The 21,386-nt window shown below is 53.6% G+C and carries 17 protein-coding genes; 5 read left to right on the top strand and 12 right to left on the bottom strand.

Annotated elements, in window-relative coordinates; all coding sequences use genetic code 11:
- Window positions 1-2 precede the first annotated feature (2 nt).
- On the bottom strand, window positions 3-1,280 hold the full coding sequence (locus GYH29_RS12750) for an NAD(P)/FAD-dependent oxidoreductase (protein ID WP_081555161.1): 1,278 nt from the start codon (window positions 1,278-1,280) through the stop codon (window positions 3-5).
- A gap of 120 nt (window positions 1,281-1,400) precedes the next feature.
- Between GYH29_RS12750 and GYH29_RS12745 the strand changes: the two genes are divergently transcribed.
- Window positions 1,401-2,036, top strand: a complete 636-nt coding sequence (locus GYH29_RS12745) for a TetR/AcrR family transcriptional regulator (RefSeq protein ID WP_161523866.1) — start codon at window positions 1,401-1,403, stop codon at window positions 2,034-2,036.
- Window positions 2,037-2,098: 62 nt separating this feature from the next.
- Window positions 2,099-2,245 carry a hypothetical protein gene (locus GYH29_RS12740; RefSeq protein ID WP_161523865.1) on the top strand — a complete coding sequence of 49 codons (147 nt, stop codon included), beginning with the start codon at window positions 2,099-2,101 and terminating at the stop codon, window positions 2,243-2,245.
- 76 nt (window positions 2,246-2,321) lie between these two features.
- Here GYH29_RS12740 and GYH29_RS12735 read toward each other — a convergent pair whose 3' ends face one another.
- From GYH29_RS12735 to licT, 6 genes are all read right to left on the bottom strand, one after another.
- Window positions 2,322-2,630 carry a DUF1484 family protein gene (locus GYH29_RS12735; protein WP_118267858.1) on the bottom strand — a complete coding sequence of 103 codons (309 nt, stop codon included), beginning with the start codon at window positions 2,628-2,630 and terminating at the stop codon, window positions 2,322-2,324.
- A gap of 31 nt (window positions 2,631-2,661) precedes the next feature.
- On the bottom strand, window positions 2,662-3,837 hold the full coding sequence (locus GYH29_RS12730; RefSeq protein ID WP_198001577.1) for a carbohydrate porin: 1,176 nt from the start codon (window positions 3,835-3,837) through the stop codon (window positions 2,662-2,664).
- 24 nt (window positions 3,838-3,861) lie between these two features.
- Complete coding sequence (locus GYH29_RS24680) at window positions 3,862-4,059, bottom strand: hypothetical protein (protein WP_198001576.1); 198 nt, start codon at window positions 4,057-4,059, stop codon at window positions 3,862-3,864.
- 122 nt (window positions 4,060-4,181) lie between these two features.
- Window positions 4,182-5,579 (bottom strand): glycoside hydrolase family 1 protein, encoded by a 1,398-nt coding sequence (locus tag GYH29_RS12725; RefSeq protein WP_161523864.1) that lies wholly within the window; start codon window positions 5,577-5,579, stop codon window positions 4,182-4,184.
- Between the two features lie 23 nt (window positions 5,580-5,602).
- Window positions 5,603-7,471, bottom strand: coding sequence for a PTS beta-glucoside transporter subunit IIABC (bglF, locus tag GYH29_RS12720; RefSeq protein ID WP_161523863.1), 1,869 nt, complete (start codon window positions 7,469-7,471; stop codon window positions 5,603-5,605).
- A 299-nt stretch (window positions 7,472-7,770) separates the two neighbouring features.
- Window positions 7,771-8,670, bottom strand: coding sequence for a BglG family transcription antiterminator LicT (licT, locus tag GYH29_RS12715; protein ID WP_198001575.1), 900 nt, complete (start codon window positions 8,668-8,670; stop codon window positions 7,771-7,773).
- A 599-nt stretch (window positions 8,671-9,269) separates the two neighbouring features.
- Between licT and GYH29_RS12710 the strand changes: the two genes are divergently transcribed.
- The gene (locus tag GYH29_RS12710; protein WP_161523862.1) at window positions 9,270-9,599 is read left to right on the top strand and encodes a helix-turn-helix domain-containing protein; all 330 of its coding nucleotides are present in this window, start codon (window positions 9,270-9,272) and stop codon (window positions 9,597-9,599) included.
- 126 nt (window positions 9,600-9,725) lie between these two features.
- Here the strand turns inward: GYH29_RS12710 and GYH29_RS12705 are convergent, their stop codons facing one another.
- From GYH29_RS12705 to GYH29_RS12695, 3 genes are all read right to left on the bottom strand, one after another.
- Entirely contained in the window at window positions 9,726-11,501 is a 1,776-nt protein-coding gene (locus GYH29_RS12705) for a DNA/RNA helicase domain-containing protein (protein ID WP_161523861.1), read from the bottom strand.
- A 64-nt stretch (window positions 11,502-11,565) separates the two neighbouring features.
- Window positions 11,566-13,446, bottom strand: coding sequence for a DUF2075 domain-containing protein (locus tag GYH29_RS12700; RefSeq protein WP_161523860.1), 1,881 nt, complete (start codon window positions 13,444-13,446; stop codon window positions 11,566-11,568).
- Window positions 13,447-13,836 carry a nucleotide pyrophosphohydrolase gene (locus GYH29_RS12695; RefSeq protein ID WP_161523859.1) on the bottom strand — a complete coding sequence of 130 codons (390 nt, stop codon included), beginning with the start codon at window positions 13,834-13,836 and terminating at the stop codon, window positions 13,447-13,449. It lies immediately after the preceding gene.
- Window positions 13,837-14,581: 745 nt separating this feature from the next.
- Between GYH29_RS12695 and GYH29_RS12690 the strand changes: the two genes are divergently transcribed.
- On the top strand, window positions 14,582-15,823 hold the full coding sequence (locus GYH29_RS12690; RefSeq protein WP_161523858.1) for a peroxidase, FMP-type: 1,242 nt from the start codon (window positions 14,582-14,584) through the stop codon (window positions 15,821-15,823).
- A 186-nt stretch (window positions 15,824-16,009) separates the two neighbouring features.
- Here GYH29_RS12690 and GYH29_RS12685 read toward each other — a convergent pair whose 3' ends face one another.
- Entirely contained in the window at window positions 16,010-16,669 is a 660-nt protein-coding gene (locus tag GYH29_RS12685; RefSeq protein ID WP_161523857.1) for a BRO-N domain-containing protein, read from the bottom strand.
- Window positions 16,670-17,230: 561 nt separating this feature from the next.
- On the opposite strand from GYH29_RS12685, the gene GYH29_RS12680 reads away from it, so the two are divergent.
- Window positions 17,231-20,059 carry a TIR domain-containing protein gene (locus tag GYH29_RS12680; RefSeq protein WP_161523856.1) on the top strand — a complete coding sequence of 943 codons (2,829 nt, stop codon included), beginning with the start codon at window positions 17,231-17,233 and terminating at the stop codon, window positions 20,057-20,059.
- 235 nt (window positions 20,060-20,294) lie between these two features.
- On the opposite strand, the gene GYH29_RS12675 is transcribed toward GYH29_RS12680, so the two are convergent.
- Window positions 20,295-21,374, bottom strand: coding sequence for a ribonucleotide-diphosphate reductase subunit beta (locus GYH29_RS12675; RefSeq protein ID WP_161523855.1), 1,080 nt, complete (start codon window positions 21,372-21,374; stop codon window positions 20,295-20,297).
- Between the last annotated feature and the right edge of the window lie 12 nt (window positions 21,375-21,386).

The raw sequence follows: 21,386 nt of genomic DNA, 5'->3' as shown, positions 1-21,386 counted from the left end.
GTTTACAGCCTCGCCCAGGCGGGTGCCAGGCCAAAATCCTGTGCCACGCGCAAAGCCGATTTCAGGCCATCCTCATGGAAGCCGTAGCCCGTCCAGGCGCCAGTGAACCAGCAGCCGCGTCGCCCCTGGATTTTGGATAGCGCTTTTTGCGCGGCGATGGCGGCGTTGTCCAACAGCGGGTGTTCGTAATGGTAGCGGCCCAGCACCTTGGCCGGATCCGGCTCTTGTGTTGGATTAAGCGTGACCATCACCGGGGTTTCCACCGGTAGCGGCTGTAATCGGTTCAACAGATAGCTCACGCCCACGGCGCGTCCATCGTCTTTCCCTTCGGCCAAGAAGTTCCAGGCCGCCCAGGCGCGAGGGCTGCGCGGCAGCAAGGAGACATCGGAGTGCAGCACGGCCTCATTGGCTTGGTAGCGCACCGCGGATAGCAGCGACCGTTCGCGCTCGTCGGCATCGGCCAGCAGCGCCAGCGTTTGAGGGGCGTGGGTGGCGAATACCACGCTGTCGAAGCATTCCTCGCCATGCGCGGTCTGCACGCGCACTTGGCCATCCTCACGACAGACGCGCAGTACCGGGGTGGACAGCCTTATATCATCCAGCCCGTCCGCTATTTTTTCCACATACTGGCGCGCGCCATCCCGCACCGTTCGCCACTGCGGCCGGTTGCTCAACTGCAAGAGGCCGTGGTTGAGGCTGAAACGCAGAAAGGTTTCCGCGGGGAAGGACAGGATATCGCGGCAGGGGCTGGACCAGATGGCCGCGGCCATCGGCAGCAGATAGTGATCGCGGAAGCGTGCGCCATAGCGGTCCGCTTCAAGCAACTGGCCCAGCGTGAGCGGTGATTCGACGGCCCGTTTCAGGTTGCGGGGCGCCGCGCGGTTGAAACGGATAATGTCGGTCAGCATGCCCCAAAATCCCGGCGACAACAGATTGCGGCGTTGGGCGAACACGGTGTCCAGATTACTGCCCGCCCATTCCAGCTGGCCCTGGTCCAGTGAAACGCTGAATGACATGTCGCTGGGGTGGCTGACGATGCCCAGCTCGGCAAATAGCGCGATCAGGTTAGGGTAGGTGCGATCGTTGTACACCAGAAAGCCCGTGTCCACGGCAAAGCGGACGCCGTCAATCGTGATGTCGACGGTGTGGGCGTGGCCGCCCAGGTAATCGGCGTCTTCGAATAGGGTAATGTTGTGACCGCGGGCCAAAAAGTGCGCGCAGGCCAAACCGGAGATGCCGGCGCCAATGACGGCGATGTGTTGTCGCTGCTGAGTATTCACCGATGCGTCCTGTGGGCGTATGGGTTGAGCGGGATAACTTGGCAGCCGCTGGGCGGTGCTTTATATTCAGGATATAACCGGTTTGGAAAAAATGCTACCAATCAGTAAAAGGTGTTACCAATGGGTATTTTGGGCAGGCTCAGCTTTAAAGATCAGGCTTTCAAGCTGCGTGAACAGGCGGTGTTGGACGCGACGACGCGCATGCTGGCGAGCAAGGGCTTCGATCTCATGACCATGGACGATGTGGCGAACGAAGCGGGTATTTCCAAACCCAGCCTGTACAAGCATTTCAAATCCAAAGATGAGCTGGCCACCGAGGTGATGATCCGTTTGCTGGACGATGCCCTGCGCTATTTGGCGCGACAAGACTCAAGGTTGAGCCCACTGGCCCGCCTGCGAGACCTCTTGGACTGGGCGCTAAGGGTGCGGCTGGCTGGCGGATTGCCCTTCTTGCCGTCAGCCAGCCCGCAAGTGCGCAGCATGTTGACGCGCAGCATGACTTACGTTGGTCGGGTCATTAAATTGCACAAGACCTTGCAAGGCATCGTTGAGCAGGCCAAGAAACAAGGTGAATTGAAGGCGGAGATGCCAACGGATGTCATCCTTTTCAGCTACTACTCTCGAACCTGTGACCCAGCGGTGGAGTACCTGCGCGTGTACGGGAAATACCAGGATGAAGACATCATCAAGCACATGCTGCTGGTGTGTTTTGAAGGGATGTCCGCTGGAGCCGGGGCGGCTCAATCGAACTCTTGAAGCATGGTGTCTATACGCCGATTCATAACTGCGCATGGTTTGGCGGGATTGTGTGGAATGTAATGATGCAAGAGGAGCATGTGTTTGCGCAGCCATTCGATGGCGCCGCGCATGCCAATGCGTGGGGCATGCCCTTCATGAAAGCGGTGAAGTCCATTTATGAACCGGGAATGATTGCCGAAGGGCTTAAAAAGGCCGGCAGTCGTTAAGGCGGCCGCGTTTGCGCAGCGCCGGTTCTTGACGTACAGCGCCCCAAGGAGCACGGGCGCTTCTTGGGGCCTCCGCCTACACCAAGCGGTTAATGCAGCTTAAGCCCTGACACAGGCGTTGCTGCACCGGCTCCAACAGCGCCGCGGCTTCCTCGCTGCTCAACAGCAAGGGTTCGTCGCGGCGTTGCAGCAAGGTCAGGATGGCTTGCAGGCTGATATGGGCGGCGCGGATGTCGATCAAGCCTTGCATCAGGCGGGCGTCCATCTCTTCGCATTGTTGGGCCAATTGCTGGCCCAAGTGTGGCAAGGTGGTCTGATCCTGGGTGTCGAACAGCTTCTGGTTCAACAGCTTTAATTGCTCCATGGCGGGCAAGGCAGTATTCATCGCGGTATTCCCTTGGCTTGACCAACTTGAATTAGAAGTTGATAGCGGTTTTTAGGCCCACTACCCAGGCGTCGGAAGTTTGGGCAATGCCGCCAGGGCGTCCCCAATACTGGATCAAGGGTTGTAACTCCAGCCATGGGGTCACCTTGAAACGGTAGTACAGCTCGGCATTCACGGAAGACTCCGGCAACGGCGCATAACGCGGATCGCTATAGTCTTCAACTCCGCTTTGCTGGTTCAGGAAGTTCTGGCTATGGCGAAAATTGGAGCTGCCTTGCATTTTGGCTACGCCTAGCGCCAGCCAGTCGTTTGGCCGAGTGTCGAAAGGGCCACGATAACGCAGGGCCAGAGCAGTGGAGTAACGCGACTTATTGCTGCGCTGGTCCGCCAAACCCAGGCTCCAGGCCAGGCTCAAGCCCCGGTTGGCGTTATCGGCGTGGCGAGTCAGTTGCTGGTTGAAGCCGGTATACAGGAACCAAGTGTTGCGGTACTGGCGATAGCCCGCTGGATCAACGGCGCCGGGGCCGCCGGACTGGCCAAGATAGAGGTCGGTTTGCTTGGCATTGGTGTACAGCAGACCCAGGCTGTAAATGCCCGGCAGTCCGAAGCGCCGAGTGCGCCATTCGGCTTCCAGCGGCAGCAGAATGCCCCGGCTGCCGTCGGTGGACACGCTCCAGGCGTGGCTGCGCGATGGCGCTTGCGGGTTTTGCTCCAGCAAGCCGGTCAAGAGGGTCAGTTCCGGAGTGAGTCGGTACTGCAAGGTGCTGCCCCAGTAATGAACGTTCCAGTTGTACCAGGTGCCGGAGTCCGCCGATTTGCCGCCGCACAGGCTGAGCATCTGGAAGTCGCAGGGAATGATCTGGTCGAAGTCCTGCACCTTGTTCATTAGTCCTATCCGCCAGTGCAACTTGCCGTCGAGAAAGCTTCTCCTGAAATTCAGCCAGCCCAGCCGGGTAATGGATTGGCCGCCCCAGCTTTCCTGCGCCAGGTCGTTGAAGCCGACACGGCTATCTTGCAGCCGCGTGCTAGTCAGGTTGTTGTCATGGTTGCGGTTGACGATATTGCCCTCGATCGCGGCATTGGGAATGCCGGTCTGCGCTTCCAGGCTTTGGGTGAAGGTCAGCGAAAACTGGTCGATGTATTCGGCTTTCTTGTCCGTGTTGTAACCGCCTTTGACGTTGTAGGCGGTTTGGCTGAGATGGGACAACTGATACTCAAAGCCAAAGGCCTGCTAGGCCTGACGCAGTCCAAGGCGGTGGCTGAGCAAATCGCCTGCTGGCGGCTCGAAGCCTAGCACCGTGCCATTCCAGGCGGGGATGTCATCGCGGCCGCTGTCGGCTTGTGCGATAGCTGGGTTGAGCAAAACCCCAAAAACCAAACTCAAGGTCAGGGGGAGGCGACGCGGTTTGGTAGAAAACAGGGTAGGCATGCTGGTCTCCTGAACTTCCGGTGGCTGCATAGGCGCAGGCAAAGCCAGCCCCTGGCCTATGGCAGCGCCTGCTGTGGGTGTGGCCTGCCGCTGGCAGGCCTCGGTATTTTCGCTGTGGGGGTTTAACCGGCCGGCTTCAGCGTTTGCCCCCGGCTGCGGATCACGTCGCGATACCAGTAAAAGCTGTCCTTGCGCCGTCGTTCCAGGCTGCCATGGCCCTGATCGTCCAGATCGACGTGGATGAAGCCGTAGCGTTTGGACATCTCCGCCTTGGAGGCGCTGACCAGATCAATCGGCCCCCAGCTGGTGTAGCCGAGGATTTCGACGCCATCGTCCAGGGCCTCGGCCACTTGGATCAGGTGATCGTTGAGGTATTGGATGCGGTAGGGGTCATGGATGCGGCCGTCCGGCGTCACCTCGTCGCGCGCGCCCAGGCCGTTCTCCACGATGAACAGCGGTTTCTGGTAACGGTCGTAGAGCAGATTGAGCAGGTAGCGCAGGCCTTGCGGGTCGATCTGCCAGCCCCAGTCGGAACTGGGCAGGTGCGGGTTGGGCACCATGCCCAGCGTGCCGCCGGCTTGTTCCGCCAGGCTAGGGTCGGCGCTGGCGCAGCCGGACATGTAGTAGCTGAAGGAAATGAAATCCACGGTGTTGCGCAGGTCCGCCAGGTCTGAGGGGTGAATGCTTAGCTCGATGCCCTCCTCGCGGAAGAAGCGCCGCATATAGGCCGGGTAAGCGCCTCGCGCCTGCACATCGCCAAAAAACAGCCAGTCGCGATTGCGTTGCTGGCAAGCCAGCAGGTCCTCCGGCCGGCAACTGAGCGGGTAGACGATATCGCCCAGCAGCATATTGCCGATCCGGCCATCCGGGATCAGCTTGCGGCAGGCTTTGACCGCTCGCGCGCTGGCCACCAGTTGGTGGTGAATGGCTTGGTAAACCGCTTGCTTGTCGCTGTCCGGCGGCAGGCCGACGCCGGTAAACGGCGCGTGCAGCGCCATATTGATTTCGTTGAAGGTCAGCCAGTATTTGACCTTGTCGCGATAGCGGGCGAACACCGTGCGAGCATATAGCTCGAAAAAGCCGATGGTCTTGCGGCTGCTCCAGCCGCCGTAACGCTGGGTCAGTGCATAGGGCATTTCATAATGCGACAGCGTGACCAGCGGCTGAATGCCGTGCTTGGTCATCTCGTCGAACAGGCGATCATAAAACGCCAGCCCGGCCTCGTTGGGCTCGTCCTCGTCGCCTTGCGGGAAGATGCGGCTCCAGGCGATGGACACGCGCAGGCAGCGAAAACCCATCTCAGCGAACAGGGCGATGTCCTCCGGATAGCGGTGGTAAAAATCGATGGCCTGGTCCTTGAGGCCGCTGTCGCCGGCCACGCGCTCGACGATGGGGCCAAAAACGCCTTGCGGCAGCACATCCGAGGTGGACAGTCCTTTGCCATCGGCCAGGTAAGCGCCTTCCGCCTGATTGGCGGCCAGGGCGCCGCCCCATAGAAAATCAGCGGGAAATAATGTCATCTCTCATCTCCTGATTGCGGTGGTTAACGGCTGACGGCCAGCAGGGGAGCCAACTCCTCCACCTCGGCCGTGGGAATGGGCCGCACTTGCGTGCAGCCGGGGTTGCAGATCAGCACCAGGCTGGTCATATCGAAGCCGGCCTCGGTAATCGCGGCGCGGTCAAACTCCAACAGCAGATCGCCGGCCGCGATTGAGTCGCCTGTCCGCACATGGGCGCGGAAGTGGCGGCCATCGAGCTTGACGGTATTGATGCCGACATGGATCAGCATTTCAGTGCCGTCGTTGGCGACGAGCGCCAGCGCGTGGCAAGAGTGGAACAAGGATTTGACCTGGCCACCAAACGGCGCCACCACCCGGCCGCTGTGCGGCAGGATGGCCACGCCTTGGCCCAGAATGCCGCTGGCAAAGGCGGGGTCCGACACCGTGTTGAGCGGCTGGACCTGACCGTGGATGGGTGAAGGGATTTGATAAGACGAGGAGTCTTCAGATGTGGCCGGTTTTTCATCCGCCGCCGTGGCGGCTGTGGCTGGCTCGGTTTTGGACAGGCCAAAAAAGAAGGTGAGCAGGGCGGCGAGGCCGGCCGCCAGCAGGCTGCCGGCAATCGCGCCCCAGACGGAGAAATCGACGCCACTGGGAGGGATGACTTGGGGGAAGGTAAAAATGCTGGGCAGGTTTGGCGAGTAGACGCTGCTGCGCGCGTAGCCCAGGATCAAGCCTCCCAATGCGCCGCTGATGCAGCCAAAGAGGAAGGGACGTTTTGCCGGCAGCGTCACCCCATAGATGGCGGGTTCGGTAATGCCGAATAGCCCAGAACTCACCGCGGTGCCTGCCAATGATTTCAGGCGCGCATCGCGGGTGCGCAAGAAAACCCCCAGCGTAGCGCCCACTTGCCCCATTACCGCCGGCAGCAACAGCGCGCCCATGGTGTCATAGCCCAGCAGGCTCAAATTGTTGTACATCAGCGGCACCAGGCCCCAATGCAGGCCAAAGATCACCAACACCTGCCACAAGCCGCCCAGCGCCGCGCCGGCCAACATCGGAGCCAAGTCATAGAGGATTTGAAAACCATTGGCCAGCAAGCGGCCTAGCCAGGTGGCGGCTGGTCCGATCAGCAGGAAGGTCATGGGCACGATCAGACTCAAGCACAGCAGCGGGGTCAGAAAGTTTTTGATGGAAGCGGGCAGTATCCGGTTGCAGCGGGCTTCAAGATGGCTGCTGGCCCAAGCGGCAAGAATGATGGGGATCACCGAGGAACTGTAATTGATGAACACAATGGGAATGCCGGCAAAGTCCAAGGACGCCGCGCCAGTCTGCTGAGCGGCATTAAACGCCGCGATGGACAGCGGGTGAGTGAGCGCGCCGCCCATGGCCATTGCCGTGAAAGGGTTGCCGCCAAACTTTTTGCCGGCGGTATACCCCAAGGCCAAGGGGAAGAAATAAAACAAAGCATCGCTGGCCACAAACAACAGTAAATAGGTGCCGCTGGTCTCGCTCATCCATTCATTCACCAGAGCCAGCGACAACAATCCTTTCAAGATGCCGGAGGCGGCCAGGATGCCGAGGGTGGGCGTAAAAATAGCGGAGACCACGTCAATGAAACGGCTTAGCAGCCCCTCTCTCTTGGTCTCGCCCGCTGGCGGAGCCTCATCGTCCAGTTCAATGACTTGGCAAATGGCCTGATAGGCCTCAGCCACCCGGTTGCCAATCACCACCTGGAATTGCCCGCCGCTCTCCAGTACCATCAGAATATCGGGCAGACGGTTCAAGGTTTCCGCATGGGCCTGCCCGGAATCGCGCAATTTGAAGCGCAGCCGGGTGGCGCAATGCACCAGGCTCAGAATATTGTCCTTGCCGCCCACTCCCGCGACGATTTGCTTGGCGAGTGTGTCCATGGTTCTCCTCCCTATGGCGAGCAAACGCTCAAAAAAAACCCGGCCGCGCCCACCCGCAATGGGGGAGGCGTGGCCAGGTTTTGCCTGTTCTAGACAGTAACAACCCTGTTGATGTCTCGACTGGTCAAACCAGCCGGTGAGTAAAGATCAGGCTTAGAACCTGTTCAAAATCTGCTGCGCTTCGTGAAGCCTTGCACGGTGAGTACAAGCTCAAAATGCTCATTTACCACTTGTACATTCCGCTTTTTCGCTCGTTTTCGCCTTGTCTCGCCCTTGCTCGCGAGACATTGAACAGGCTCTTATAGACGGCTAATGTGAATGGCGAGGAACATCATCTCGTCCAACTCAAGCTCCTTCCGGAACTGCTCCCAAACATAAGCACCAACGCTCTCCGCGCTGCGCCATGCCTGCGGGTAGCTTGCCTTCACCGTCGCATGCAAGGAGGTGTCTCCAACTGGCAATGACTGCTGGGACAACACGCGTTGCGCAAAAAACTTCAGGTGGGCAATGAAGCGGTGGTAGCTCAGCGTTTGCTGGTCAAGCTCATGCCCTTGCTGGTAGGTGACGATCCGCAGCACCTGCTGCATCAGCTGGGTAATGGCTTGCATCTCCGGAACCTCGCTATTCATTTGGGCATTGGCCAAATGCCAGGCGATGAAACCGGCCTCATCTTCCGGCAGGGTAAGCCCCAATCGCTGCTCTATCAGCGCCAGCGCTTGCAGGCCAATGGCGAATTCTTTCGGGTAAAACCTGCGCATTTCCCATTGCAGCGCGTTGTGGAGGGCAATGCCCTGACGATGGCGTTCAAGCGCGAAATGGCAGTGATCCAGCAAAGCCAGATAAACTTCCTCGGGCAGCCTGCCCAATTGATTTTTCGCCAGGTTGAGGATGTCGGTGCAAACCGCCATCACCTCGGTGGGGATGGCGCTCAAGACTTCGCTCAAACGGGACATCAGCTCATGGTTTCGCAAGGCGAAGAGTTTTTCTACCAGCGCCGGGTCCAGCGCGTCGCCCGGCCGCTTTTGAAACCCCAGGCCGCAGCCCATGGCCACCAGCTCATGCTGGCGTTCATCCAACACGAGGGCGGCATTGTTGTTCAAGACTTTGCTGATTCTCATAGCGCGCACCCTGAAAACAAAAAAACCTGACGGCTTGGCCTCAGCCAAGTCATCAGGTTTTGCCTGCTTGCGCAGTAACAATCCTTGAGCACAAACATCTGCTTTGACGACGCGGGAGCAAAGCCACGGCTTTGACCCGATGCGTCGTCAGCGGATGAAACCATAGAGTGATAAAACATACAACTTAATTTGTTAAAAATATATCGCTTCGAAACAGGCGGGGGCAGACATCCGGCAGGACCGGCCGCTGGAGGCGGCTTTGCGGCAGTGGCGAAAATGTGGGAGGGCGTCATTGCGGTCTCCACGTCAGCGTTGGAAACCTGCCGTTTGGCGGGCAGGGAGCGGCGTCGGGGCAAAGGCTGTGTAACTGGCTGGCACAATCGTCCAGCACCGCGGTGGCGGCGCAAGCCAGATGCTGCAAACGGGGCTGTTGTGTTTGTGTGGCGTGGGACTGAAAGGCGTCAAGCGCGTGACGCAGGGTGACGAGACAATTCAAGGCCAGGGCGCAGGCGGCCAGGGTTGAGGGTGGTGGGGGCTGGGGTGCAGGACTGCGGAAGGGAGTCATTGCATGCCTCTTTGTGAGTTTAGAGTTTACTTTTTCATGAATTCTACTCTGTACGTAGTTATTGTAAACAGTGTGCGTTGATTAAATGAGGAGAAAGTACACGCAGAGTAGAAAAGTGGACACGAAAATCAAGATTGGCAGGCAAGTTCAGATTTTGCGCAAGCGCAAAGGTCTGTCCCAAGATGCTTTGGCTGAGATGGTGGGCATTGACGCTAAGTCGCTGAGCCGCATAGAGCGTGGCGCGCATTACCCCGCCATTGAGACGCTAGAGCGTTTGGCTAACGCTATGAAGCTGGAACTGAAGGATTTCTTCGATTTCGACGGTCGCCCCTCCGTGGAGGAGATGCGAAGTCGGATTATGCGTAGCGCGCAAGCTGCCGATGCTGATGAGGTGGCACGTATGGCTGCTGCGTTGCACTCAATTTTCTCCTCAGGTGACAAGTAATTGTGGTTTTGAGTTCCTAGGCTGTATGTCAGATAGGCTTGTTGCCCTGTCGACCATCAGTTATCTCTACAGTTTTTGATCACTACAGCACGCTGTCTGCCTCATGCAGCGTGCTGTATTTTTGAGTTAGGCTGGCCCTAGTATTTTTAATTTTTGCAGAGCATTCCTTAATTCCGGGTTGGTTGCGTAAATGAATACGCCTTTCTTGGCGCGGGTAAGCAAGACGTAGTAGATATTGCGTACAGCCTTGGCAAATTCTTGCTTCTTCTGCGGTATTGAAATTTCTGGCCTGTCCAGCGAATCTTGCAATGGTTTATATTTCTGATAGCTAGGGCGAACTCTAAGGCCATTGGATGTATGGACTAAATCTGGTCCAATAATCACCCCAACATAGTCATATTCAAAACCCTGTACAGTATAGATTGCGCCAACTTCAGTGTGAAAGCCGGGCCTCTGATTCCAGTCGGCATAGGCCGAGTACTGATTCCAGCGCGCAGTCCAATCTTCGATCTCAATATCGTGGCCCTCGCCAGGAGGGCTATGTATTGTGCTCCAATCCCAACAGTATCCGGCAACCATGCGGCAACTTGTGTTGCCCTGTGCGCGTTGGCGCAGCAGGTTTTCCATTTGCTGTGGATTGTCTACCAATTGAACTTCAAAGTCTGTGTCTGGCTTGAGGGTGTCGAGCCTGCCATGATTGAGAAAGCGATCAACCCAAGCGATATAGTTATCGGCGCCTCGGCAACGTAATTGTACGGAGAGGGTATGCTGGATGAGCTGCATGCCTTCTTTTTTTGCTGCAGCAAAGATGTCGGCGCTGCGGCAGTTTTCGTTGGGCTGTAGCCATTGGTTGTCATCGATGAAAAAAACGATGAGTTGCTTGTTTTTAAAGAGCTGGGTTAGAAACTTGCAGTTAAGACGATGTGCCTCGTCGACGATTAGATACTTGGTGCTTGCAGGCCCGCCTGCGCTAAAATCCAGAGCGCGCAGGCAGTCTTTGATGGCTGCAGAGATAACATAGTATTTAGGGTTTTTCCGCTGCTGCATGAGATGCCGAATAAGCATCATGGCCAGAACCGTTTTGCCGGTGCCAACTATCCCTTTAATGACGACGCAGTTTCGATGCTCTGTATCATCCAACACGCTGAGAATTTTTCGGAATGTCTGTTCTTGTTCGGCACTGGGGTCAAATAGGGCGCTGCAATTGAGTTTGTCGCTGAAGTTGGCGATGAAGGCATCGGAGTAGTGAAGTACTGGATTGCTCAGAGAGGTGAGAAGAGGGCTTGGCTGCTGCAGTTTTCCAAGCATGCTCGCGGCAGCTTCTTGTTCCTGGCTAAGAGTAAGTAGCAACGTATTTTGCAGATGGGAGGCAAAGGGGTTTGACCTTAGCAGATCATCTTCAATTTCCCTGTAATTGTGCAGATAAGCTATAGCATGCATGACTGGCTTGTGGGGGCCGAAGTCAAGCATGTGCTCGAGCGCGGCCATGTAAACTTCCGCTTGATCACAAGGGTGCTCCGTTGAGTAGGGCGGTTGAGCATGAACCGTCAGTCTGCGTGGCTCATCGCTTTTGCTAAGGCTGATACTGCCTTGAGACCATTGCTTCAGCTCAATGATGACGATATGCGTGTTGCCATCCGCGTCAGCGCCAATCAGCACGCAATCTGCACGTCTAGTGCCTAGCGGCATGGGGTATTCGAGCAAAATGTGCCCTTTGATCCGCTGCGGCTCCAGCAAGGCTGCCAGGGCCGGTAAGGAATGAGTCCATGATGATTTTTCTTGCGGGCTGAGCTGGCTCTGCTCAAAGACTTCTGCATAACGCTGTTCAAGCTCATCTGGAAAGCTTGGGCTTTTGGCTTTTTCACAGAATTCTTGAATGGTTAGTGTGGCGAGTGCGGTCATATGCTGTTGGCGGCGGTTTCTGTCGCTTGCGTTTTTGTGCGCTGTTTTGTATGCAAGGGTTGGCTTACTGTAACTGGCTTCTGAAGTAGTCGGCAGTTTCTGGATCTGAGCAGTACAGATAGCAACCCTTCAGGCCGCGCGTCATCAAGGTGCGGTAGGTGTTCTTGATGATGCGGTCTGCCAGCGCCTTGGTACCTGCAGGATCTTTCTTGATGCGGGTTTTGTAGCCTTTGATCGTTTGATCCATGGAGGAGCGCTGACTGGCGTCGGTGATGACTTGACCATCGCGGACGATGAGGTCGGGACCAATGATCACGCCGATGTAGTCGACCTCAAGACCCTGGCAGGTATGGATACAGCCCACTTGGTCAATGGAGTCTGGGGCAATAATCCACACCATGCTGTTGCTGGCCAGGTTCCATTGGCGTTGGTAGTGAGAGCCAATGACGATGTCCATCTGGCTGGTATCCGTTTTGCTGTTCCAAGGCCAACAGTAACCTGCTACAACGCGTGCCCTGTTTTTTCCATTCTTTTTCTCGATAGCCGCATGCATGGCTTCCGGCGTATCAAAAACCTTAAAGTGGTAACTTTGGGTGTTCAGCAGATTATTGGCGGTTTCGCGGATGTCGAGAACATTGTCCAGCCATGCCATGTAGCCATCTGACCCGCTGCAACGGAACTGCGAGCTGAGGGTGAACTCGTGTATCTCCGCTTTCTTGATGGCAGCCCAGTGACGAATCTGCTCCCTGGAGCCAATGTCGCGGAAGGTAACGCGTTGGTCTTCATCAATAAAGAAGACCGTACACTTGGCGGCGTTGATCAACTCCTTCATCTGGTTCTCGCCCAGATTATTGAACATGCCGCTTTTTTCTGTCAGCCGATGGGACTCGTCAACGAGCAACACATCAAAACTATCCGGCTCCATGGCGTGAAAGCTATCTGAGCCAGTGAACAAGCCGTTAAAGTGGGTCTGTTTAACCGTACCGGTTAGCTTGGCTTTGTAGACATGCCGAGGAGCGGCATTCTTGGAAACATACTTGATTGCTATGCCGGTCTGCAGCAGCTTGACCAGCAGATTGATGGCGATGAGGGTTTTGCCGGTGCCAGGGCCGCCCTCAACGATGATGACTTTGTGTTTGCCCGGAGCTGCCGCCTGCGCAATTTCCTTGATGCTTTCATAAACCAGTTTTTGGTCATTGATCAGGGCAAACTCGGTGTTCCCTTTCATCAGTTGAGCCAGGGAGTCGGCAAACGCCTTGGATGCCCCAATCCGGCTGCTGATGAGTTGCTGCAACACAGCCTGTTGGTCTCCCTTTTGGATGTGTTGACGCAGAAAGGCAAGCAGCTTGTCCCGTTCGGCCAGCCCTTTACGGAATAATGGCGCTTGTTCGGTGTACTCCTTGAACCGGGCATCCAGGATGGCGTTGTCGTTTTCGGGGTAATTGTGAAGGAAAGCGCACGGTATCACCTTGATGTCGCCGGATGAAACCGACTCATTGAAGCTTTCAAACAGCATGGCGTAGGACCAGGCCTGGTACGAGGGGTGAATGGCCTCATTCAATCCGCCTCCCAGCAAGGTGCGAACGATGGCATCCTTGCCGGTCTGCTCAATGCTAGCCCATTGCTTGAGCTCAATGATGACTGCCTTCTTGTGCCCGTGTTCGTCATAGCCGGTGAGAGTAAAGTCTATGCGGCTCATCGACTGAGGGGCGAATAGTTCGATACCCACTCCCGCACTGGCCGGGATGCTGTCATCGCGCAAGATCTTGGCCATTTCCTGAAGCGAGTGCTGCCAGGATTGCTTCTCTTTAGGACTTACTTTCTTGCCGGTCTTCGCTTGATACTGTATCTCGATCAGGTCTTCGATATAGCGGTCTGCATCCTGAAGGAATTTCTGCTTATCGGCCTGGTAAATGAGGGTATGGGTTGAACTGGACGCTTGCATTCAGATCTCGTTGTATTTCTTGCTGGACCCGCGAACTTTGTCGGCCGGGTATTTCTGGGTGTTCAACTGCAGTTTTTTGCTGGCCGCATCATTGAGGTCAACGCCCAAGACATCAGCCAGGCGGACAAGGTAGAGCAACACGTCTGCCAACTCCTCACGCACCTTGTCGGCTGTGGCCGGTTGACTGCCTGCGTTCTTTGAGGCGTCTTCGCTCATCCACTGAAAGATTTCAGTCAGTTCCCCAACCTCCCCAGAGAGAGCCATAACCAGATTCTTGGGGGAGTGGAACTGATGCCAGTCGCGTTCGGTAGCAAAGGTTTCGAGTGCAGAGGCCAGCCTGGAGGTTTCAACCAGAGGCGTGTTGTCGTTGTGGAGGGTTTGGTTCGTCATTGTGTTACTTCCTGCGAGGATAGCTGCGCTTGCAGAGATATGTATCCGGGATTGCGCGTAATTTTCTCTATTGTGGACTGACGCGGCACTTGTGGGCAATCCTGAAGCGATCTGGGCGCTGTAGAAAAATTAGGGTTTCTGGCGGCGGGGGACTCATGAGCTTGAGAGTCGGGCTGTGATGCGCCGCGTTTCCAAACATGCCGATGCGCGCTGGCTCCAGCATAGGTTCGTCTGGCGGCACCAGTTGCATGATTTCCATTTCTGGTTCTAGAAGCGTCCGTCAAAGGCAAGAGGGTGGCTTCGCGGGTTGCGCTGCGTAAGTGAACGTTAAGTGTGGGTGGGAGGGAGGCTGTACATAATCGCCCGGGAGGGCGATATCACCTCCACTGTGTTTGGCTTTCGGTTCTACCGTCCCCATGACCGCATTCTCTCCAAAGATGGTTTCTCAGAAAGTTTCGCCTAACTTAGATGTTCTCTATTCATAATAAAATAATCAATAGAATTTGTCTTGACATTGTCATGTCTAGTGCTAGGATTTTTGTATGGCGGAATTTACTTAATTTCATGGCTGAAGATTTGCAGAATATTTCAGCCATGCAAATACAAATTTTGCTAAAAACCCAGCTTTTCATTGACGTGCTTTTATTTATACAGCAAGCCCCGTAAAGCTGACACGGCTTATTTTGATTTTATCGTTTTTCGCTGCACCGCCCTTTGTCACAATGAATGATCATGCGAGGTGTGTATGCCTGAAAATAATGTGGTTCAAACGCCGGCTCCGCCCTATCCGGAATACTCGGATGCGGTACTGGATCAGCCGGCTGATTATGGTGTGCTGAAGCAGCTGGAAGGCACATGGGTTAATTACAATCCGGACAAGACGAATCTGGGGTGGGGCTTGCATACCACCTGTATGCCGTCTCCGGGGACAAATTCTGAAACCATTTTCGGCATATTCCACTTTCTCTGTGAAAACTATACCGAAGAACTCACGTTCTCCCTGGTAGATGGCGGGGTGCGGAATCGGGGCGGCACCAACGAGCAGTTCGCGGGCGCGGTGAAATACAATCAAAGCATACAACGGGTCAGTGACGGCGTTGGCATTCACGAAGAAGATGGCATGTATTTGTGGATGAACCCGATGTACAACCATGCGGCTACAGAAGAATCCGTTATTTCAGATAACGGTTTCCCAGGGATTGCCATTGGCGCCGGCGCCAACGGGCCAAATTATGTGCCGCCTTATTCCATTGCGCGTAGCGGGACCATACCCCATGGCAGTGCGATGATGATCACCGGCGGATTTCAGGCGGACATTCCCGGCAAACCGGAATATCCCACCGGCACGGACTGTTGGACTCAACCTTTTACCAACTCGTGGCCAACGACTCCGCCGCCGCAAGACGATACGGTGCCGGCTGCCGTTGCGGCAAACCCCGTGCCGCTGGCTGGTTCTCCGCTCGCCATTTCACCCAGCATGGGTGCTTCCGCATTGCTGTCGGTTCAGGAGGGCACGCCGCCCGCGCCGCTCAATCTGGATGAACCCGCGCCGGCTTGGGCGTTTGACAAGTCATTGCCAGCCACCCAGCCGGACAGCAATCTGACTTATTTCCAGCGGATTGTTGCTGACCCAAACTACCCGTATTCCGTGCGCCCGGATTTGCGACTGCGTGATGTGATCAAAGACCAGCGCATCAAAAAATACACGTTGATTCAGCTCAGCAGCAAACACAATGGTGGGCCGCAAGGCGGGATTTTAAATACGCCCTTTGTGAGCACCTTTGCTAATGTTACGGAGATGAATCTGAACTTGTGGATACAAACAGTGATAGACAGCGATGGCTGTGAAGTATTACAGCTTCAATATGAACAAGTGCTGTTTTTTGAATTCATGTTCGGTTCCAATGGACAAGTGACGCGCTGGCCGCATATCCAAGTCAATACTTTGAGAAAGAAGCCGACGGGTAGGTCGCATTTAAACTACTAGGACTCTTTTGACGAAAACACCGCTTCGCAACATTGAAGCGGTGTTTCTTATTACGCTGCGCGATTAGCGGGCTAAAAGTGGCTAACAAAACTCAGTTTTACGGCTGAGGCAAGGTGCGCCGACGCAGACAGTACATTGAGTACGGCAAGTCGGCGCAACGCAGCATCAAGGGTTTTGTCAGTCGCTCTAACTGTCTATTCGCTCCGCCAAACGCAACTGGCAGGCGGTGGCCAGCTGCACCAGTTCCGCCTTGGTGGCCGGTATTTTGCAGGGCGGGGCAATCAGCTCCGCCATGCCGCTGAGCGTGGAGACGCTGCTGTTCAGGCCGATCAGCCTGCCGTGCGGCCAGCGCTGCTGGTTGTTGGGCGCGTAATCTAGCGTCAGCACCCAGCGTGAATGCAGCCACGGGCCGGGTTCGCGCAGCACGATGTCCAACACCGCACGGCTGACCTGTTGCGCCGCCTCCGCTGCGAGGGCGAGCGCCAGGTGCAGGGTTTCTGCGGTGCTGGCCGCGCTGGCCTGATGCAGCAAGGCCGGGCGGGTTTCCTCCTGCCACCAGCGCCGCAGCCGCCGCGCGCCTGGTTTCTTGATGCGGCGGAACACCTCGTCCAGCTCGGCCTCGGACAGGCACAACACCGGCTCTACCTCATCCGTCAGGCAGAAGGCTTGTCCCAGCGGCCCGCCCAAGGCCTGCTGCAAATCCTTCTCCTCCAGCTTCATGGACGCAGCCACCTCCGCCGCGACAAACCAGAACCCCTCTGGCCGCCGCAGCACCTGCATCGCCAAATCCTTGGCGAAATCCAGCCGCAGCGGTGTGTTCACTTCCAGACCGATAGCAGCATTCATGGCCGGGCCTCCCTGATGAAACGCGCAAACCGCGCTGCCAAAAACGCATGGCGATACGCAGCGCGCAGGCGCAACAAGGCATGTGATAGGCGGTGGGGAGGACGAACTAGAAGAGGGGAGAGAGAAACGATAAGACGGGCATCCATGGTCATGGACTCCTAGCGGTTTTGTCTAAAGCACCCCCTGTTGAGAGGGGCGGCCGGGTACTTCAACACCGCCGCTAGACGGCCCGCAGATTTCCCCCGTTGCCGGGGTATTGTATGGCTGCACGCTACCCGGCCATAAGCTTTGGACGTGCCAAGAGAGCGGCACGACAGGAACCTATGGACGCAAAAAAGCCACGACTTACGGGCGCGGGCTAACCGCTAGCGGAGGGTGTGTTGAGCACCGTTCGCTGTGATAGCAAAAAAATGACAAATGTCAATGCGATACGTATAGTTATATGTACTATGAAATTTTGCCAAATATCATTTTTAAAGTATGAGGATACTATCCTTATCTTAATGGTTGGAGGCATTGTTCTGTTTAAATATTGGTAATAATGTGCAATATGGGGATATTATGAAAAAAATATTTGTTACTTATGCTTATAGCAGCTCTGATCATGAGAGGTGGGTGGAAAAACTAGTGCATGATTTAGAGGTTTCTCCAAGTTTTCATGTGATGTTTGATAAGTATGACTTAACAAACCGCCATGACAAAAATTTGTATATGGAGAATGCTGTCATTAATTCAGATCTTATTGTTGCAGTTATTGATGAAAATTACTGTAAGAAAGCTAATAATCGTAATGGGGGTGTTGGGATTGAAGTCAGGTCTGCAATGGATCTGCATCATTCGCTGATGGAGGAACATGGTGCAACAAAGTTTATCCCTATTTTAAGGCAGGGGAGTGATGTTCCCGTATTTTTGAGTAGTCAGTTTTATATTGATTTCAGAGATGATATAAAATATCAGGAAAATCTTGACAGGCTGAAAAGAGAATTGCTAGAACAGCCGCTTATCGCTAGGCCCGAGAAAGAGAGCTCAGAGGATAGTGAGTCGCTTGAATTATCGAATGTTGATTTGATCATTGCAGAATGTGCTAGAAATAGAAAACAGTTACGCAATTTTGCTGACTATTCCGGTGGGAAGAAAATTAAATATGAGGTGTGGCAAACGAAAAGCCCTGACTTAAGCTTGTACCTTGCCCTGCATCACAATATTAATATACAAGACTCTCTGCAGTCAGCTAGAGATTTTTTTATGAATATGCCAGTCAGGCCGGACAGCTTAACGGTATTAAGAACTAGGCCTGCAAGAGATGTATCTCTGGTAAAGAGCATGTTTGATGGCATTTTTAATCGCAGAGTTACCGATATTACCTATAAGGAATTTCTTTGGGAGTATGGTATTGATGAGTCGCTTAAGTCTATACCTAACATAAAAAGAATTAAATACTATACTAATCAAGATGTGCAAGTGGATGGTAAGAAACACTCTGGCGCAGCAAGATATCTTGTAGATCAAGTTTTGAACGAGAGTAAATATTCGGCACACTTAATTGTTGCTAGTGGGGGGATGGGGAAAACATCATTATGTCTTGCAGTGGCAGAACAGGTAAATAATAGGAAGTTGTCAAATGTAACTCTTGTGTTGATTCAGGCTGAGCTTATTAGAAAGAGAATTAAAAGCAGCCCGGAGGCAATAAAAATTAATTCAATATATGATCTGTATGATTTGCAAGCATCTTGTGAAAACGAAAGTGTGAGATTTGAAAGAAGTACATTCGAAATAGCATCCATGACCGGTGGGATTGTATTAATCCTGGATGGTCTTGATGAAATTGCAAGTATGCTATCAATCTCTAGTAAGGAGTTTTTTGAATCGCTTCAAAAAATGCATAAGCAACTTGGTAGTAGCCAGGTGATGATAACTAGTCGATCTGTTCCAATCATAGAAGGGGCTCGGGCTGAAGATTTTGGAATCAAGAGATATGATTTGCTTGGGTTTACTAGGGAAAGTTGTAAGCAATATTTGCAAGGTAGATTTAAAAGCAGAAGTGACGAAGAAAAAATCACTGAGACAATTTTGAGGAATATAGATAGAATAAATTTGTCAGATGATGGCGAGAGAATTATTCCATTTTTTGTAGATGTTTTGGCTAATAATCTAGAAAAGGATGAGCTCATCTCAGATGGAGAGTTGATGGCAAGAAGTGAGGAGTATGGGTACCCATGTGTTGATGGGATGTTAGATAAATTAATATTTTCAATATTTTCGAGAGAAAAGAAGCGGCATGGAATTGATCTATCTATTGGTGAGATGGTTGATATTTTCGCCAGTGCTTGTTCAAGATTTGGAGAGAATTGGCAGTCTTATAGTATCTTGCAAGAGTTGAGAATATTTTATGATAGTAAGGCTGAACGTATATTTGATCAAATTAAAATTAACCCTCTCTTAGTGCAGGATGAAGGGGATGTTGTGCAAATAAAGTATGAGTTTTTGGTCGAATATTTTGAATCAATTTATATTAGGCGTGGTTTGTTGAGCAAAAGTATCGATGGTGACTTTCTGAAGGCGCTTTCCAAAATTTCCGTAGAGTCTTCTCTTGCAAAAGAACTAATGAAGTATTTTGAAAATAAAAACAATGAATTCATGGATTGTGCGAGAGGTGTTTTTTCTAAAATTGTTGAACAGGTTAGAAAGTCAAGTAATCAGCCAGCGGGGGAGGTAAAGCTATACAAAAACGCAATTTCAGGAATATTCTACCTGGTTTCATTGAGGGGGGGGAGGTCAGAAGAGTTTACTAGGAATGTCCTTTCCATGTACGGTCTTAATGGTGGATTTGGAATTAGTATCGATAATTTACATTTCTCTGGTGATATGCCACCAATGGATTTCTCTCAGAAACAAATTCACAATAGCACTTTTTTGAATTATGAGAATTTCGTTAAGTCAAAATTTGATGGGGCGAGCTTCATATATTGTGAGTTTGACAACTGCTACCGTGGGTCGGTGAGAGGGGGGGAAATGGCAAAGGCTCATTTTGACTCAACGTGTAAGCTAGGGGACTTGTCTCTTGCTTTTGATGAAATAAAAGACATGCACTCTAGTAATGAAGCAACCTTGTTGCGGCATGTTGATAATTTTCTCGGGAGTTTTAGAAGGGGACTTTTCTTTAGGGATCAACCTAAAAGATATATCAGGTTTAGCAGCAAATTTCCGGGATTGAAAGAGGACTCATTTCATAAGTTGATTGCAAATGGCTACATAGATGTATTTTCAGAGAAGGAGGTTGACACTTTTTACTGTGTAAATTCCTCATTTGAAGATAGTGTGCGGAAATTATTGAATGATGGTGTTAGGGATGGGAAAATGGAACGGTTCTTCCAGTTCGTCTCAAAATAGTTGGACTGAGCCTCTGTGAGTATTTTCTATGCTGCGCATGTAATTTCCTCATAAATGGCTACAGAGCACCTGCACGAAAAAGGCTAAGCTCTTTCTTGCGCATAACTGTTTTATGGATAGCTACTTTTTCATATATATGAAAAAAGGCCCTGCAATTGCAGGGCCTTTTTTTCGAACAAGGCAAGGTTTCATGCTTTGGCTACAAAATTTCAACCTTTCCGATTTCTGAAAACAATCAATCCCAGCTCAACGCCCCGCCAGTCTGATACTCGGTGACGCGAGTCTCAAAGAAGTTCTTCTCTTTCTTCAAGTCGATCATCTCGCTCATCCACGGGAAGGGGTTGTTCACGCCGGGGAAGAGCTGGTCCAGGCCAATCTGCTGCATGCGGCGGTTGGCGATGAAGCGCAGGTATTCCTTGAACATGCTGGCGTTCAGGCCCAGCACGCCGCGCGGCATGGTGTCTTCGGCGTAAGCGTATTCCAGTTCCACCGCGTGCTTGAACAGTTCGGTGATTTCGGCCTTGAAGCTTTCGGTCCAGATTTCCGGCTGTTCCAGCTTGATGGTGTTGATCAGGTCGATGCCGAAATTGCAGTGCATGGACTCGTCGCGCAGGATGTACTGGTACTGTTCCGCGGCGCCGGTCATCTTGTTCTGGCGGCCCAGCGCCAGGATTTGCACAAAGCCCACGTAGAAGAACAGGCCTTCCATGATGCAGGCAAACACGATCAGGGATTTGAGCAGCTTCTGGTCGTTTTCCAGCGTGCCGGTTTTGAAGGCCGGGTCGCACAGTACGTCGATGAAGGGGATCAGGAATTCATCTTTGTCGCGGATGGATTTGATTTCGTTGTAGGCGTTGAAGACTTCGCCTTCGTCCAGGCCCAGGCTTTCCACGATGTATTGGTAAGCGTGGGTGTGGATGGCTTCGTCAAAGGCCTGGCGCAGCAGGAACTGGCGGCATTCCGGGCTGGTGATCTGGCGGTAGGTGCCCAGCACGATGTTGTTGGCGGCCAGGGAGTCCGCGGTCACGAAGAAGCCGAGGTTGCGCTTGACGATGCGCATTTCGTCTTCGGTCAGCTGGCCGGTTTTCCACTGTTCGATGTCGCGCTGCATGTTCACTTCTTGCGGCATCCAGTGGTTGGCGCATTGGGCCAGGTATTTTTCCCACGCCCATTTGTGTTTGAAGGGCACGAGCTGGTTGACGTCGGTGGTGCCGTTGATCACTTTTTTGTCCACCACGTTGACGCGGCCGGCGGCGTTGGCGCCCGCGGAGGGGGCGGCCGGTTTGGTTTCGATGGTGTCGTCAAAGTTCAGCATTAAGGGCTCCTG

It is taken from the genome of Chromobacterium haemolyticum (assembly GCF_009936155.1).
GTDB lineage: Bacteria > Pseudomonadota > Gammaproteobacteria > Burkholderiales > Chromobacteriaceae > Chromobacterium > Chromobacterium haemolyticum.
Note: the sequence above shows the minus strand (reverse complement) of the source record. Positions and strands in the feature narration are given on the sequence as shown.

Bases quoted from the DNA above. Each gene is read 5' to 3' on its own strand.
- GYH29_RS12745 (WP_161523866.1), top strand. From the start codon at position 1,401: ATGGGTATTTTGGGCAGGCTCAGCTTTAAAGATCAGGCTTTCAAGCTG.
- GYH29_RS12740 (WP_161523865.1), top strand. From the start codon at position 2,099: ATGATGCAAGAGGAGCATGTGTTTGCGCAGCCATTCGATGGCGCCGCG.
- GYH29_RS12735 (WP_118267858.1), bottom strand. From the start codon at position 2,630: ATGAATACTGCCTTGCCCGCCATGGAGCAATTAAAGCTGTTGAACCAG.
- GYH29_RS24680 (WP_198001576.1), bottom strand. From the start codon at position 4,059: ATGCCTACCCTGTTTTCTACCAAACCGCGTCGCCTCCCCCTGACCTTG.
- GYH29_RS12725 (WP_161523864.1), bottom strand. From the start codon at position 5,579: ATGACATTATTTCCCGCTGATTTTCTATGGGGCGGCGCCCTGGCCGCC.
- bglF (WP_161523863.1), bottom strand. From the start codon at position 7,471: ATGGACACACTCGCCAAGCAAATCGTCGCGGGAGTGGGCGGCAAGGAC.
- GYH29_RS12705 (WP_161523861.1), bottom strand. From the start codon at position 11,501: ATGACCGCACTCGCCACACTAACCATTCAAGAATTCTGTGAAAAAGCC.
- GYH29_RS12700 (WP_161523860.1), bottom strand. From the start codon at position 13,446: ATGCAAGCGTCCAGTTCAACCCATACCCTCATTTACCAGGCCGATAAG.
- GYH29_RS12695 (WP_161523859.1), bottom strand. From the start codon at position 13,836: ATGACGAACCAAACCCTCCACAACGACAACACGCCTCTGGTTGAAACC.
- GYH29_RS12690 (WP_161523858.1), top strand. From the start codon at position 14,582: ATGCCTGAAAATAATGTGGTTCAAACGCCGGCTCCGCCCTATCCGGAA.
- GYH29_RS12685 (WP_161523857.1), bottom strand. From the start codon at position 16,669: ATGAATGCTGCTATCGGTCTGGAAGTGAACACACCGCTGCGGCTGGAT.
- GYH29_RS12680 (WP_161523856.1), top strand. From the start codon at position 17,231: ATGAAAAAAATATTTGTTACTTATGCTTATAGCAGCTCTGATCATGAG.
- GYH29_RS12675 (WP_161523855.1), bottom strand. From the start codon at position 21,374: ATGCTGAACTTTGACGACACCATCGAAACCAAACCGGCCGCCCCCTCC.